Raw genomic sequence first — 16,154 nt, 5'->3', positions numbered from 1 at the left:
CATGAAGCTTTCATTCAGGCTCCCGCTACTGGCCTGTGCGAGCGCGGCCGCCCTTCTGGCGGCGCCTGCCGCCAATGCCCATGAAACGGGCGTTCCGCACCGCCTGGCCAAGGCGGCGTTTGCAGAGGATTCGACAAGCGTCCCGCTGTTCGAAAACCTCGGCAGTTATTCCTACCCTGTCACCACCGCCAACCCGCTGGCGCAGGCCTATTTCAATCAGGGCCTGCGCTGGGCGTGGGCATTCAACCACGCCGAGGCGCAACGCGCTTTCAGGGCCGCCCAGAAGCTGGACCCGACCTGCGCCATGTGTTTCTGGGGCGAGGCCTACGTGCTCGGCCCCAACATCAACGCCGGCATGGGCCAAGAGGCGGCCGCGAACGCCGCCGAAGCCGTAGCGCAGGCGCGCAAGCTAGCGCACCTCGCCTCCAGCCGGGAAAAGGATCTTATCGCCGCGCTCTCCAGGCGCTACAGCGCCGATACTTCGGCCGATCAGGGCGCCCTGAACCAGGCCTATGCTGCGGCGATGGCGGAACTGGCAGACCGCCATCCGCAGGACGACGAGATCGCCACGCTCTACGCTGACGCCCTTATGAACCTGATGCCCTGGGACTACTGGCTTGACGGCGGAGCAACGCCAAAGCCGGACACGGTCAAGCTTGTGGCCTCGCTGGAGCGGGTGCTGGCGCGCAATCCGGATCATGCCGGTGCGATCCATCTCTATATCCATGCCGTCGAAGCGTCGACGACGCCGGAAAGGGCCGAAGCCCATGCCGACCGGCTTGCCGCCCTCATGCCCGGCGCCGGACACATCGTGCACATGCCAGCGCATATCTATCACCAGGTCGGCAGGTGGATCGACAGCCTGGAGATCAACCGCAAGGCGGTGGCGGCGGACGAGGCCTATTTCGAGCGCGTCGGCATAGCGCCGGAGAGCACGCCCGGTGTCTACACGGACGGCTATTATCCGCACAACCTGCATTTCCTGATGACCTCAGCACAGATGGCGGGCGACATCGAGGCAATCGCCGAGGCGGCCAAAAAGCTCGAATCCCTGGTCTCCAACACCACGGCCAGGAAGGTGGCCGGGCTGCAGCCGATCAAGGCGGCGACCTATTTTGCGCACGCCCAGTACAGCGGTCCCGAGGTCATACTCGCGCTGCCGCTGCCGGCAAACGCCCTGCCTTATGTCGAGGCAACCTGGCGATATGCGCGGGGCATCGCCTTCGCCGCAAAAGGCGCGAGCGAGGCGGCGCGCGCCGAGACCGCGGCAATCCGCGAGCTCGCCGCCGAGACCGATTTTTCCACGGAAACGGCGGGAGGACTTCCGGCGCCGGATTTGCTGGAATTGAGCGCGCTGATCGTGGAGGCCCGCATTGCCCAGCACCAGGGCAACCTGCGGGAAGCGCGCAATAAGCTTGAGGCGGCGGTCGCGATCGAGGACGGCCTTGCCTATATGGAACCGGCCTACTGGTATTATCCGGTCCGACAGACCCTCGGCGCGGTCTACATGGCCATGGGTGAGCACGAGGCGGCCGCGGCAGCCTTCGAGCACGTGCTGGAGCAGACTCCAAACAACGCCTGGGCGTTGTGGGGCCTGCGCGAGGTTTTCCGCAGGACCGGCAGGACAGCGGACGCCGAAGAGATGGATGCGCGCTTCAAGGCCGCCTGGGTGGGAGCGCCGGATTTTCTCGGCATCGAACGGCTCTGACCCGCGCTTAAAGTGCCGGCGTCCTTGTCGGCTCAGGAAACGTGTCGCAGCCTCGCAACCCCGGCTGCGATACACAATCCCAGGTTGAAAAAGACATGCTTTGGCCGGTACGCCTGCCTTTCAGTGCCACACGTCATAGTGGAAACGCAACGCAGCTGGATCCCGAAGATCAGAGGTTGAGCGGGGCAATCCCCTGGAGCCACAAAATCGCATAAAGCGCAAGGGACGAGGCGCTGGTCCAACCCAGCGGCGGCGCGCTCAAGCGTAGAGGTAACCCATGCCGCGGATCGTCCTGATCACCTCCGGCTTGGAGGGATCGACCTCGATTTTCTTCCGCAGGCGCGAAACGCGAATGTCGATGCTGCGATCGAAGGGATCCCACCCGCGGTCATGGGCGAGCTCGAGCAGTTGATCGCGGTTGAGTACTCGTCCACGATGTTCGCTGAATACTTTCAGAAGCCGGAACTCCATCGCGGTGATCGCTATTTCGACCCCCTCGGCGTTGTATAATTTGTGTTCGTCCGGGTCGAAGCGGCACTTGCCGAACTGGACCTGGTGAGGACCCGGAGTACTCGCTTTCTCCGCAGCTCGTTCACTCGCCGACGTCCTGCGCAGCACGGCCTTCACCCGCGCCAGCAGCTCCCGCAGGTCGACGGGCTTCGCGACATAGTCGTCGGCGCCAATCTCCAATCCGACAACGCGGTCGACGATTTCCGCCGATCCGGTCAGCATGATAATGGCAACGTCTGAGTGCTCTCGTAGATATCGCGCCAGGGAGAGGCCATCCTCACCTGGCATTCGGATATCCAAGATGACCACATCGACGTGCTGGCTATCAACAAGTTCACGCAGGGCAGGCCCCGCGTTGGCCGGCGTCACGGCATAGCCATGATGCTCCAGATATTCCGCTACCGTGTCGCGGATATCCGGTTCGTCATCGCAGACAACTACGTGTGCGTGCGTCGTCAAAATCGACCACCGAGCAACTAGCCTAATGGATAAGCTGCCCCTAAAGTGACGTGCAAATCAACGGATCTGTCAAGTATTGTTGTTGACCAGATTCGAGACAAACGAACGGAGCTCGTTAGGTTTGATCGGTTTCTCAAGATAGGGCCGTTTCGCGGCGCGCAGGAACATCTGCGCGTCCGGGCTGATCGTGTCCCCCGTCAGGAAGGCCAACCTGTCGAGCTCGGCCGGATGGAGCTTGGCAATCTGGTTGAACAATCCCCGTCCATCCATGTTCGGCATTTTCAGATCGCTCAGGATCAGCGCGAAGGTGCGGTTCTGGAGATGCAGCAGCGCTTCTTCGCCGGATCTGGCAATGGTGACCTTGAAACCATCCCGCCTGAGCACCTCAGCGACCAGCTCACCCACTTCCTCTTCGTCGTCCACCACCAGACAAGCAATGCCGGTTGAATTCGGGAGCTCGTCTTCGGCCGTTTCGGCTCGTTCCTCGAGACGGTCCGAAGCAGGCAGCGAAAGTATGAAGGTCGAGCCACCCTCCTCGGGGGATTCGACCTCGATGGTTCCTCCATGGGATTGAACGATCCGATGACAGAAGGACAGCCCGATCCCGGTCCCTGACCCAATCTCTTTGGTCGTGAAGAACGGCTCGAAAATGCGGGGAAGTATCTCTTTGGGAATTCCCGGGCCGGTGTCGGCAACGCTGACGACTATGTTGCCGGTCGTGGGCTGAAGCCGCGTTGAAACCGTGATTGTCCGTCGCCCTTCCCAGCCGTGCAGCGCCTGTTCTGCATTAACCAGCAAATTGATCAGCACCTGGGCAAGCTGATCGGGATCCGCCCAGATCGGAGGAAGGCCAGGTTCAAGATGAACTGAAAGCCCGATGTCCGACGATCGAATCGAATAGCTCGCCACTTCCACCGCTTCGGAAATAATATCATCGATCGCAACGTTTGAGGTTCGCGTCGGCTGCTGTCTGGCCATAGCCAGGAAAGTCTTGACGATCCTGGCGCAGCGTTCGGCTGCCTTGCTCATCTTGTCGGCGCGTTCCACGACCTTGGCGTCGGTAGCAGTCTCCTTCAACAGCGATGACAGGCCAAGCACCACCGAGAGCGGATTGTTGAGCTCATGCGCCACCCCCGCCAGCAATCCACCGAGCGCCGACATTTTTTCGTTCTGGTGCAGCGTCTCGCGCTGCCGCTCCAATTCCTGCTGCATTTCGATACGGTCGGTGAGATCGTAGGCGTGGGAAACGATCACCTTCTCACCATGGTAATCGATCAGTCGAGACGAAATCGAGCACCAGCAGGTTCCACCGTCCTTGCGTTTGAGCTGGGTTTCGAAATCGTCGACCAACCCCGTCGCGAGAAGCCGCTCGACGTATCGGATCCGCTCTGAAGGATCGACATAATAGTCGACGGCGCTGGTGACGTCGCCGAGCAGCTCAACGGTGGCGGGGCTGCGGTAAAGCAGCTTCCCGTCATGGGCGCGGGTCATCTGGATGTTGACGGGGCAGGCTTCGAGGACTTTACGGACCAGTTCATCCGCTTCCTTGGCGGCCTCCTCGGCCCGCTTGCGCTCTGTAATGTCGACACGGGTGACCACGAATCCGCCTTCGCGGGTCGGACAGTTCGAGACGAAAAACCAACGCCCGTCCGTATGACGGAATTCCTGTTGCCGGAATTCGCGGCGGTCCCGTGCCCTCTCGGCAAGCCAGTCGTCGATCTTGTCCCGAGGAACCGGAAACTGGTTGCGCTCTGCGGTCACGCGGAGGAAATCGAACCAGTTCACCCCGGGAACGAGCACATCCGCGCTTATCGCGTGCATCTGGCGGTACCTGCTGTTGGCCAGCACCAGGCAATCATTCCTGTCGTAGAGGGCAAATCCTTCGGCCAGAGATTCGATCGCGTCGATCAGCCGCTCGTTGGCCTTGCGCGTTTCTTGCTGGGCGGCGATCATGTCGGTGATATCAGTCGTGTTTGATACGATCACCTGCCTTCCCTGGAAATCGATCAGGCGAGCGGAAATCGAAGCCCAGAAGGCCTTGTTCTCGGTGTCGTACTGCTGGACCCGAAAATCATCGATCCTGCCCTTTTCGATCAGGGTGCGCTCCAATATTGCGCTATAGTCTGGATCGACATAGTGGTCGGTTATTCGAGGACGGTCGGCGTAGAGATCTCTGGTAGCGGGATTGCGGTAGAGCGTTTCTCCCTCGAACGTGGTCATGCGTATTGGCGAAGGGCAGGCATCGAGCACCTTTTGCAGCAGTGCCGTGGCGTCGCGCTCGGCAGCCTCGGCCTTCTTTCGCCCGCTGATGTCGGCGCGCGTTACGACGAAGCCGCCAAGATCGGTGGGATGTATCGAAACCGAGTGCCATTTGCCGTCGGAGAGGGGTACCTCGAAATGGGAGTGGAACTCGATCCGGCCTTGAATCCGCTCGTCGAGCCACTCATCCTCACGCCCAACCGCATTGCGGTACACGCCGCGCTTGGCGGATTCGCGAAGGAGTTCGCCCCATTCCACACCCGGTTCAACGAGATCCCGCACCGGGTGGTTCAGATCGCGGTAAAGGCTGTTGCACATGACCAGGCGGTGATCTTCGTCGTACAGCGCGAATCCCTCGGAGAGTGATTCAACGGCGTCTGCGAGCATCTCCCGCGCCGCAGCGACTTCGCCGTCACGCTTCTTCTGCTTGGTCACATCGGCGATGCCGGCCAGAACCACTCGCCGGCCCTGGAACGCGACGATCCTGAGATTGCCCGTGGCCCAGAACTCCTGGCCGTCGGGTCTTTTAAGAAGCACCTCGCAATTTTCGACGACGCCCTTTTGCATGAGCTCCCGATTGATTTCCCGGTGTTTCTCGGGGTCGACAAAGTAGTCGCCGAGCCGCACCGTCTCACGTTGCGCCTTTTTGCTCCATCCAAGCAGCCGTTCGGCAGCATTGCTCTGATAGATGAGTTCCCCCGAACTTGCATCGTTCATCCATACCGGCAACGGATGATGCTTGATCAGGAAACCGAACAGATCCTCGCGCTGCTTCCGTTCCGTGATGTCCAATACCCCGATGATGAGCGAGGGGCGCCCGCCATAAACGCCTCGACGGCAGTTGGTCGAGCACCAGACGGTCGATCCGCTTGTATTTCTGAGCTGGATTTCGTGATCCCGCACGATGTCGCTGTTGCTGGCGAGAGAACTGATTTCATCGAATTCGCCAGTATTCACGAAATGACCCGTCAGGAATTGCGGCTCGTTCGGGGTCCATTTTCGGCCAAGCAGGTTCGACGCATCGAGGCTTTCGTAGAGGATCTGCCCGCTTCCCGCGTCCACCACCCAAACGGGCAGCGGGTGACTGTCCGTGATGCAGCGGAATATCTCCGCGTTTTCCCGGTGCGCGATCTGCGCTCGCTTCATGTCGGTAATGTCGACGCTTACCAGGGCCACGCCGCCATCAGGCCGAGGATGTGCGGTGAGCAACTTCCACCGGCCATCCAATGTCTCAGCTTCAACTGGAGCGTCGTCGATTTGCGTCCATCGCGCCACGGCGCTTTCAACGAACGCGTTGCCGGGCTCGATGGGGCGGCCGTCGAAACTTTTCAGATATGAGAGGGCTTCGGCGACTGCGGCAATGGCGTCCATCGGCTGCATCCCGCCGCGGTCGAGGCGCTGGCTTCCAAATATCTCCAGATTGCTCCCAACGAGGACATTGTTGGCGTCAAAGAGGGCATAGCCTGTGTGTGTGGATGTGACCGGATTATCAGGCCGCATGGTCGTTCCCCTTTATTCGCGTGATCGCCCGAGGGCGGATACTAGACCCTCTTTGTTTCAGCACACATTCAGACGCTGCGTGATTTGTTTCAACTGTTTCGGCGGGAGTCATCGCCAGCGCTGACGTGAAAACGAAACTCTATCCAATCCTTCGGAAAAAACGGCCGAAACACGAATGGCCTAGGTTGCACGGCCGATATCACGGATCGAGCAAACGACTCGGACCAGTCACAAAACGCCGCCTGTCATCCCGTCGCGCGCGCCGCTGAAACAAACGAAACACTCCCACCGCTCTACAGAAAAACGCCCGAAACGAAAGCGGTGTATGGCAATAAGAACCGCAGATGCGGCAGATTCACTGGCGAGACGCAAATATCCAGCGCCCTGGACAAACATCTAGTCTTGTCGAGGTGTCGACGCGTCTTGCTCCGAAACCTGAGGTTCAAAATGCATAAACCAGTTACTTCGTACGATTTCCCCGACCGGCTCCGCGCGAGCCTTATTGACCAAAACCATCCGGCCCATGAAGAGGCTCGCCGGCTCTTACAACGCCATGATCGACAAGGGGCAGACGTCAACCCCATCACGCGACGGCTGATCGGGAACAGCCGCCATTCATACAGGCCGCGTTGACGCCGCCGAATGGTGATGATCTCGGCTGCTATCAAGCAGCCCTCCGAACATCGCACGCCGTGCGCTGAACAACCTGCCGCCGCAAGACAGGGGATCTGGGGGCGCTGATAACAGCGTTCGGCCGGCACCGTCGAGATTAGACAAGCGGCGACTCGCCCGCCGCTTGGAAAGCGGTGGCGGCGGCTTCGACCGGAGCACCCGATCGGGCATCAGCTTGGTTGGGGTTGCGCAGCCCGATCGGGTGCGTTTCAGTAGAACTCCCCTCGGCTTCAGCTTTGAGAGCTGCGTCGTTAGTCCGTAGCCGCGCCCAGTCGTGAGTAAGCACCGCCAAGCGCCACCAGTTCATCATGCGGACCTTGTTCGACGATGCCGGTATCGGCGACCACCACGATGCGATCGGCATTGGCGCCGCGCGTGAAGGGCCAGCCTTGCTGCGGCCGCGGCTAAAACTAAACTACGATTGTCATGTTATCCTAGTCAGGTGCGCGGATCAACCTCCGAAGGCGGTCATCTGGGCAATGCCACCGCGGCTCATCTGGACGGTCGGCCTCGGCCGCGATTGCCCTTTCAATTGAAACGGTTGGCGCGGAAGGTTGCAAGCATGGGGTGCGGATTGTCGGAGGCGATTTCTTTGGCTAGCAATTCGCCGACGATCAGTCCAAGCGTGGCGCCGCTGTGGCTAAAGGCGACGTGAAGATCGGCGACGGTCTCGACGGAGCCAAGCACCGGCTCGCCATCGCCGGGGATAGGCTTCGGGCCAACGGCGTAGGTTGCGAGTTGGAGCCGCGGATTGCCGTCGAGCACGGCGCTAGCTTCGTCGAGCAGTCCTTTGACGGTTTTGTTGTGCACGGTGTAGGTGTCGTCCGAGTTGACCACGACTTCTTCCTCCGACCATGCCGAATCCAAAACAAGTGCGCCATCCGGCGTCGGGCGCACCGCCACGCGCGGCGTATTTAGCACGGCACGGAGGTCGGTCTTGACGGGCTTGGTCTTCAAGAGAAGTGAAATCGGCGTGGCGTCGGGGACATGGACTCCGATCTCCGCAAGCATGGAAGGCGTCGCTGGCCCAACGGCAAGGACCACTGCATCCGCCTCGACCGCCGCACCGCCAGCAGTGACGACGCCACGCGCGCGACCACCTGTGGCAACTATCCGCACGCGTCCAGCGTCCTGAACAAGCTTGCCGCCGCGCGAGCGGAATTCATTGAGCAGCAGATCGATCAAAGAGGGCAGGTCAACCCATCCTTCGCCAGGATTGAAAATGGCGCCCTGCGGGGTGACTGCACTGGCATTGACCCCGGGCGTCACTGCGCCAACTTCGGCAGGGCCGAGCAGAAGCGCGTCATAACCAATATCCTGCTCCAGCTGCCAGATGGACGCGATCTGGTTCGCCTCATCATCCGCATCCCAGGTCAGGCCGCCGTCAAAGCGAAGCCAGGACGCGGTTTCCGGCCTTGTGACGGCCAGGGTCCGATAACGGTCGACGCCTGCAAGCCTCAAGCGGTGATAGGCGGTCTCCGCGCGTCGCGCTGAGTTCAGCCAGGAAAGTGAACGGCCGGATGCACCGTTCGACGGCGCGCCGTCGTTGACAATGGTCACATCAAAGCCAAGGCGGGCGAGGTGCAGCGCGGTCGAGGTGCCAAAGATGCCTGCGCCGACAACGACGACATGGCGCGGCTTTGAGGATGCAGTCATAGAGAAATCCTTCTACGCAGAAGATGGGCTGGGAGTTGTGAGGTCGCCACAAAGCGCGGCGGAACTAGTAGTCCGACAGCTTCTTCATGTAGCGCCGGCCCTCGAGCATCGGCCGATCGCGCAGACCTGCCAGCTTGTAGGCAAAACGCCATAGAGTGTCGAAGAAGACCAAAGGCACGAGATAGGGTTTGATGTGTTCGGACATACCGCCGAGGTCGAGTTCCGCTCCATCGAGCACCAGGATGTTTTCCCGGCTGCCGTACTTGATAAGGAAATCACGGGCACGTTCGGAAAGACTCCGCGTTTCGTCCAAACCCAGCAGGACCACGAAGCAAGCATCCCTATCCACCACTTCGAATGGGCCATGAAAGAACTCGTTCGCGTGTATTGCCTGCGAGTCGTACCACTGCATTTCCATGAGCACGCAGATGGCGTACGAATAGGCCGCACCGTAGCTGGCACCGCTGGCAAGTGTGTAGATTGCCTCTCGAGGTGCGAAGCGAGCGGCGAAGGTCTCGAACCGGTCAGCATAGGCCCGGTGCGCGCGCTCGATGGCCGGTTGAAGATGGCTCAGGCTGATCAGCAGGTCGTCGGTTAGCCCGCCGTCCTCCCGAGCATCGATCAAACCGGCGAGCAGCATGTAGAGCACGCCGTAATTGCTGTAGGCTGCATTGATTGCTTTGCCCGTCGTATACGAGGCCTGGTAGGCAACCGGGTGGTCGACCGCCCGCGCGAGGGGCGATGTTTGGTCGAGCGTCATGCCGATTGTCGTTGCGCCTCGGTCTTTTGCGTGATTGGCCGCCCGCACGGTCTCCTTGGTGGTTCCTGTCTGCGAGCAAAGGACAACAAGCGTGTCAGGTCCCAACCGCCGCGGATCTCGGCAGACGAACTCATCCGCGTTGTAGATGTCGCAGGCGAATGTGCCATTGTGGCGGTCGAGGAAGTATTTGCCTGCCATCATGATCGAGAGCGAGCCGCCGCACGCCACGAGAAAGAGGTGCGAAAACTGCCTGCCCGCCGCAGCGTTCAGAGCGCGTTCTAGGTCGGCGGGCAGGGCGGAAATCATGAGATTCCTCGTCTCGATTGACAGAGCTTGGGCCGGCGCACAATTGACAGATAGCAGCCATTGTGCGAACGTTATCACATCCTTTTAAGCTGAAAGTCCTGCAATGGTCAAGATTGCCGCGATGGGCGATAACGTGGTCGATTGCTATCTTGCTCGCGGCGAGATGTATCCTGGCGGAAACTGCCTCAATGTCGCGGTCTATGTGAGCCGCTTCGGCGGGCAGTCGGCCTATGTGGGAGCGATCGGCAAAGACCGGGCCGGGGACCTGATCTGCACTGCACTGGCGTCGGAGCGCGTTGACGTCACCAGATTGCGGCGCCTCGAAGGGCCGACCGCTTACTGCCTCATAGGTCACCACAACGCCGATCGGATTTTCCTGGATTTCGATCTCGGCGTTTCGATGTTCACGCCGACGCAAGAAGATCTGGATTTTCTCTCAGGCTTTCAGGCTGTCCACATCGGCCAGTCCAGCGGGTTAGACCCATGGGTTGCTGCAGTTTCGAGTAAATCACTGTTATCTTACGATTTTTCCACGCGGCGGGAACCGGAACACCGGCGCGAGGTTGGACGCTATTGCTATCTGGCTTCCGTTTCAGGGGATGGTCTTGACGACAAGGAATTGGCCGTAATCGCATCCGATCTGCTTGCGTGTGGTCCAAAGTGGGTTTTGGTGACTCGCGGTCGAGCCGGCGCGGTGCTTCACAGCGACACCGTCTCCTACCGTACGCCGGCGCGGCTGGTCGAACCCATCGACACCCTGGGCGCGGGCGACACCTTCATAGCCCGAACGCTACTCGGCCTGCTTACGGATGAGGCGCCTCGAGACATTCTCCGCCATGCCGCAGAGGCGGCGGCTGCAACCTGCCAGTACTACGGCGCGATCGGCCATGCGTCAGCAATCGATATAGGCAACATGACGCCCGAGATCCTCCGCGGAGCGGGGCACGTTCAACACGGGAAAACGGTCTAGCTGCGAAATTCCTCGAAACAATTGACGCGAGAAACGGACAATGCTAGGTAAAGTGATAACGTTCTCATCCATCTAATTAAACGCCACCTAAGAGCATTTTGATGGATCAGACGTCGAGTGGGAAGGCCGGGTTCGGCCAATCGTAAGAGGAGAAGACATGCAAACGAATTCGAGCAGGCGCCAACTGGTGAAATGCGGTCTGGCGCTGACTATCGCCCTGGTGACAGGACTTAGCACGTTGGCCGCGTCAACGCAGGTAAAGGCGGCCGACAACCCTTACAACCTCATCGATCCAACAACGATCAGTGTCGGAACGATGGGCGATGCGAAACCCTACGTCTTCACCGACGCCAACGGCAACTTCACCGGCTTCGACGCTGAGCTCTTCCGCGACGTGGCGCACCGGCTCGGGTTCAAGGAGGAGCAGGTCGTCTTCACCGGCCAGGAATTCTCGGCGTTGCTGCCATCCGTCGCCAACGGCCGCTTCGACGTCGCTGTCGCCGCCATTGGCACGACCGCGGAGCGCAAGAAGACCGTGGATTTTGGCGATGGCTATCTCGCGGGTTACCTTTCGATCATTTCGGCCGATCCGGCTCTGACGAGCAATGAGAGCACCGCCGGAAAGCGCATCGGCGTGATCCAGGGGACGCTGCAGGAAATCTATGCCGAGAAGAATCTGAAGGGCGACATCGTCAAGTTCCCCGACAACAACACCGCGGTGGCGGCGCTGAACAACGGGACGATCGACGGCCATTTCACCGACTATGAGTCGGCCAAGCAGTATGTAGAACGCTATAAAAACCTGAAGATAACAATGAACGTGCCGTCCTTCGATGCGCCAGCCGGGTTCGTGGTCAAGAAAGGCAACGATGCCTTCCGCGAGGCACTGAACAAGGCACTGCGCGAGGCCATGGACGATGGCACTTGGAAACGGCTGCACGAAAAATGGTTCGCGGGCACCCCCATGCCAGATCAATATCTGCCCAAGAAGTGAATTCGAGCGACTTCGCTGTGTTTTCCGGCCGGGCCCGTGAGCAACGGTGCCCGGCCGAGTTATAGATGGACTTGATATGAGCTGGTTCGATACCTTCTCCCGCAGCTTCCTTGATTTCCAGGCGATGGCAGAAGTTCTGCCAAACATGGTGATGGTCGGCCTCAAGAACACCCTGATCCTGGCCGTCGCCTCGACGTTTTTCGGGACGCTGATCGGTATCGTTCTCGCCGTGATGGGGATTTCCGAGAACCGGCCGCTGAAGCTCCTCGCGCGGGTCTACACCGATATCTTCCGTGGGCTTCCCGCCATTGTCACTATTCTGATCATTGGCCAAGGCTTCGCACGGTTGGGCCGGGACCTGTTCGGTCCATCGCCTTATCCGCTGGGCATTCTGGCACTCAGCCTTATTGCCGGCGCCTACATCGGAGAAATTTTCCGAGCCGGCATTCAGAGCGTCGAGCGCGGTCAGATCGACGCCACCCGCACTCTCGGAATGACGTATGGCCAAGGCATGCGCCTGGTGGTGATCCCGCAAGGCATCCGCCGCGTCCTGCCGGCACTGGTCAACCAGTTCATCGGCAACGTCAAGGACTCCAGCCTGGTCTATTTCCTTGGCCTGCTCGCCTCCGAACGCGAACTGTTCCGCGTCGGCCAAGATCAGGCCGTGCTGACCGGCAACCTGTCACCGCTCTTGCTGGCCGGCGTCTTCTACCTCGTGATCACGGTGCCGCTAACCCACCTCGTCAACTACATCGACGCGCGCATGCGCGTCGGCAAGCGTATCACCGGGGTGCAGAGCGGCCTCAAGGAAGTCGCCGAGCTTGCGGAAGCCGGTGTGCCGGGCACAGAGAAGTCGGCCGCAGCCGCGCCCGCTCGCTTCAACGGCGGCAGCATCGAGGTCACGAATATCGATATGGCCTACGGCGTCGTCCAGGTGCTCCATGACGTCAGTCTGAAAGTCGAGCCGGGGACCGTCACCTGCCTGATCGGGCCATCCGGCTCGGGCAAGTCGACCTTGCTGCGTTGCCTCAACCGCCTCGTCGAGTGTCGAGCCGGAGACATCCTGCTCGATGGCGAAAGCATCTACAAGCAGACCCCTGACCAGCTCCGGCGGTGTGTCGGCATGGTTTTCCAGCAATTCAACTTGTTCCCCGACCGCAGTGCGCTCGCCAACATCACCCTGGCGCTGCGCAAGGTAAAAGGCATGTCGCGCCAGGAGGCTGAGCGCGCGGCCTTGGCGAGGCTGCATGAAGTCGGACTCTTGGAGCGCAAAGACCATCGGCCGGCAAATCTTTCGGGCGGACAGCAGCAGCGGGTGGCCATCGCGCGCGCCTTGGCCCTCGAGCCCGAAGTCATGCTGTTCGACGAAGTCACCAGTGCTCTCGATCCGGAATTGGTAAAGGGTGTCCTGAACTTGATGGCCGACCTCGGACGGGGCGGGATGACGATGGTGGTCGTTACGCACGAGATGAACTTCGCTCGCAAGGTTGCAAACCAGGTCGTATTCATGGACGAGGGGCGGATTGTCGAGGCCGGGCGACCAGAGGACCTTTTCGACAATCCGCAAAGCCCACGTCTTCGGCGCTTTCTGTCTGAGGTGCTGTGATTGCAATGGTGTGTGCAACGGCGAGTGCTGCGGTGTTCGGACTTGCGGGGTGGGCCTAACTGCCACTAGCTCGTCTTTACGACCACGAATGGGCGGCGGGGCTTGCTGAGTGATTCAAAGATCGTCGAAAAACGCAACCATCATAGAGGTTGCTCGCCGGGCCGGGGTCAGCTCCGCCACGGCGGGGCGTGTGCTTGGCGACTACGGCTACAGCAGCCCCGAGGTTCAGGAGAAAGTGCGCGCCGCCGCAGCTGCGCTGGGCTACCGCCCCAATCGCCTGGCAAAAGGTCTGATCACCGGTAAGACGCAGACTATCGGAGTTGTGGTCGGCGATATCGAAAGCCCATTCTACGCGAGCGTCTTGCGTGGAATAGGGGATGTCGCGCGCCGTGGCGGCTTCGGGGTTATCGTTACGAATAGTGACGAAAATGCCGAACTCGAGCGGGAGGCGGTGCAACTGCTGCTGGAAAAGCAGGTCGACGGTTTGATCGTCTCGTCGACCTTCGTGGACGAGCCGGATCATCTTCGTGAGGCAGTCGCGGGCCGCTGTCCCGTTGTGCAGTTCGACCGCATCGTGGCGGGCTTGGAAACCGATTCCGTGGTGGTCGACAACGTTTCTGCGACGCGCAGCAGCATCGCTGCGATGATTGAGGCCGGACACAGCCGCATCGGCATACTGGCCGAACTGGGTCCGGGCCAGCGCTATGATGTCGGCTCGTTTGTGGCAAACGTCGATCTCTCCAGCGCTGACGTTCGCTACCACCATCCAAGCTGGCAACGGCTGTTGGGTTATCTGGAAGCTCATCGTGCCGCAGGTATCGAGCCGGATCTGCAGTTGGTCCGCCGGGTGGCGGTCTATTCCAGCGAGGCAGCCCGCAAGGAGGCGCTCGATCTGCTGACAATGCGCAATGCACCGTCCGCTCTATTTACCGCCGACGGTGTGATGTCGACAGGCGTTCTGGAGGCGACTTCCGCACTGAAGCTTGCGATTCCAGGAGACGTTTCGCTGCTTTGCTTCGACGATCTCGACTGGATGCAGTTCGTGGCCCAAGGTATCACAGCCATCGCGCAGCCAGCGCACTTGATCGGAGCGGCGGCGGCGGAGCTTCTCTTGAAGAGGCTTGCGGAGGCTACGTTACCTTTCGAGCACCGTGTCCTGGCGGCCCAAATCGTGGAGCGCAATTCGATTGCCGTGCATGTCTAGCTGCAGGCTGGATGTTCTGAGGTCCCTGAGCGGAAGCGGGCGTGTCCCTGACATTCAACCCGTGGCTGCGTTGACCTAACGCGGTCGCAGGTCATGCTGGAAAACATCGGCAGGTCAGTTTGAAACCGCTGACCTGAGCTCGGCTCGTTCGTTCACCAACACTGGCGGCCCATCGGTGCTCGTCACTGCCAGCCAGTCTGTGAAATATATTTCAGCATGTGAATTTTATTGACACTCGAGCCAACTCCTGCGAATGATCAGCTGCTGGGCCTCGGGAGAAGGTTCGGTCTCATCAACCACAAGCGGCGGCACGTAAGTGTCAGGCCGCCCAATTGACCAGGCTTCGGCCGAGGGAGGACTCTTGCGCAAATTTTTGAGCATGCTCGCCATTTCGGCAGCAGCGACCACAGTGTTGGGGGCAGGCCACGCCGCGGCCCAGGCCGCTAACCCGTTCAAGTGCGAGCCGGGTGAAAAATACGTCATGAACGTCATGGTTTCCGGCGTCGAATACTGGTTCCCGGTCTACGAGATGTTCAAGCAGGCTGGACAGCAGTTCGGTTGCGAGACCGAATACACCGGAACGCCCGAATACGATGTGAACAAGCAGATAGCGACATTCGACCAGGCGCTGGCTCAGAAGCCGGCGGGCATCCTGGTGCATCCGATGAACTCCGATCCGTTCATCGAGCCAATCAACCGGGCCATCGACCAGGGAACGGCAGTAGTCACATTCGCCGCGGATTCGCCCAACTCCAAACGAGTGTCCTACATCACCTCCGACAACGTCGCCGAAGGTACCTATGCAGCCGATGCAGTCGCCAAGGCGATGGACGGCAAGGGCGAATACGCGGTCCTTGAAAACCCCGGACAGGACAATCACGACAAGCGCATCGCCGCCTTCATCGCCCGCATGGAAGCCAAATGGCCGGATATGAAGCTCGTCGGCCGCGCGGCGTCGAATCAGGATGCGACGAAGGCCTATCAGGCCGTGCTCAGCCTTGCCCAGGCGCATCCCGAACTGGGCGCGGTGTTCATGCCGGAAGCCAACTCGGCAATCGGCGCCGCGCAGGCCGCGAAGGAGGGCGGCGGCAAGATCCGGGTTATGCTGGCGGACGTCAACGCCAAGATCCTCGATATGATCAAGGCCGGCGAAATCTTCGGCTCGGTCAACCCGAACCAGGGCATGCAGGGCTATATGGGCTTCATGCTGCTGTGGCTGGCCAAGCATCCTGAGCTGATCGATCCGATGAACGACGCCCGGCGGTCGGGCTTCAACGGCATGGGCGTGCCTTTCGTCGACAACGGCTTTTCCATCGTCACTGCGGAAAACGCCGATGATTTCTATTGGGATGCCTACCTCACGCGGCGCGGCACCAAGGGCATCGAGGAATAAGTCCGACTTTATGCCTTCGGGCTCTTCGGAGATGCTCGAAGCGGGACGGGGGGCGGTAGCCCCCCCGGGCCCCCGGGCCATTACCGGAAAATAAAACCCGGAGGGGGGCGGGGTTTCAGGCCCCGCCCATAATTTAAAACCCCCCAAAAAGAAAAAA

11 protein-coding genes are annotated in these 16,154 nt (G+C 60.4%); 6 read left to right on the top strand and 5 right to left on the bottom strand.

The window, feature by feature from the left end; genetic code table 11:
* Position 1 precedes the first annotated feature (1 nt).
* Complete coding sequence (locus AC0L3L_RS06830) at positions 2-1,708, top strand: tetratricopeptide repeat protein (protein ID WP_473637020.1); 1,707 nt, start codon at positions 2-4, stop codon at positions 1,706-1,708.
* 258 nt (positions 1,709-1,966) lie between these two features.
* On the opposite strand, the gene AC0L3L_RS06825 is transcribed toward AC0L3L_RS06830, so the two are convergent.
* The 5 genes from AC0L3L_RS06825 to AC0L3L_RS06805 all read right to left on the bottom strand — a co-directional run bounded on the left by AC0L3L_RS06825 (position 1,967) and on the right by AC0L3L_RS06805 (position 9,830).
* Positions 1,967-2,677, bottom strand: a complete 711-nt coding sequence (locus AC0L3L_RS06825) for a response regulator (RefSeq protein ID WP_473484724.1) — start codon at positions 2,675-2,677, stop codon at positions 1,967-1,969.
* Between the two features lie 69 nt (positions 2,678-2,746).
* Positions 2,747-6,436, bottom strand: coding sequence for a PAS-domain containing protein (locus tag AC0L3L_RS06820; RefSeq protein ID WP_473637019.1), 3,690 nt, complete (start codon positions 6,434-6,436; stop codon positions 2,747-2,749).
* A 769-nt stretch (positions 6,437-7,205) separates the two neighbouring features.
* Positions 7,206-7,472 (bottom strand): hypothetical protein, encoded by a 267-nt coding sequence (locus tag AC0L3L_RS06815; protein WP_473637018.1) that lies wholly within the window; start codon positions 7,470-7,472, stop codon positions 7,206-7,208.
* Between the two features lie 164 nt (positions 7,473-7,636).
* Positions 7,637-8,764 (bottom strand): NAD(P)/FAD-dependent oxidoreductase, encoded by a 1,128-nt coding sequence (locus AC0L3L_RS06810; protein ID WP_473637017.1) that lies wholly within the window; start codon positions 8,762-8,764, stop codon positions 7,637-7,639.
* Between the two features lie 64 nt (positions 8,765-8,828).
* Positions 8,829-9,830, bottom strand: a complete 1,002-nt coding sequence (locus AC0L3L_RS06805; RefSeq protein WP_473484732.1) for an SIS domain-containing protein — start codon at positions 9,828-9,830, stop codon at positions 8,829-8,831.
* 103 nt (positions 9,831-9,933) lie between these two features.
* Here AC0L3L_RS06805 and AC0L3L_RS06800 point away from each other — a divergent pair, with 103 nt between their 5' ends.
* The 5 genes from AC0L3L_RS06800 (at position 9,934) to AC0L3L_RS06780 (ending at position 15,997) form a co-directional block, all read left to right on the top strand.
* Positions 9,934-10,800, top strand: a complete 867-nt coding sequence (locus tag AC0L3L_RS06800; protein ID WP_473637016.1) for a PfkB family carbohydrate kinase — start codon at positions 9,934-9,936, stop codon at positions 10,798-10,800.
* Positions 10,801-10,957: 157 nt separating this feature from the next.
* On the top strand, positions 10,958-11,794 hold the full coding sequence (locus AC0L3L_RS06795; RefSeq protein ID WP_473526406.1) for an ABC transporter substrate-binding protein: 837 nt from the start codon (positions 10,958-10,960) through the stop codon (positions 11,792-11,794).
* A gap of 76 nt (positions 11,795-11,870) precedes the next feature.
* On the top strand, positions 11,871-13,400 hold the full coding sequence (locus AC0L3L_RS06790) for an amino acid ABC transporter permease/ATP-binding protein (protein WP_473637015.1): 1,530 nt from the start codon (positions 11,871-11,873) through the stop codon (positions 13,398-13,400).
* Between the two features lie 109 nt (positions 13,401-13,509).
* Positions 13,510-14,604: a LacI family DNA-binding transcriptional regulator gene (locus AC0L3L_RS06785; protein ID WP_473637014.1), complete on the top strand. Its 1,095-nt coding sequence runs from the start codon at positions 13,510-13,512 to the stop codon at positions 14,602-14,604.
* 361 nt (positions 14,605-14,965) lie between these two features.
* Complete coding sequence (locus AC0L3L_RS06780) at positions 14,966-15,997, top strand: substrate-binding domain-containing protein (RefSeq protein ID WP_123147196.1); 1,032 nt, start codon at positions 14,966-14,968, stop codon at positions 15,995-15,997.
* Positions 15,998-16,154: the final 157 nt, after the last annotated feature.

The sequence above is a fragment of the Mesorhizobium sp. WSM4849 genome, assembly GCF_055811385.1.
The sequence above is the reverse complement of the archived record's forward strand: the minus strand, read 5'-3'. Positions and strand labels throughout refer to the sequence as shown.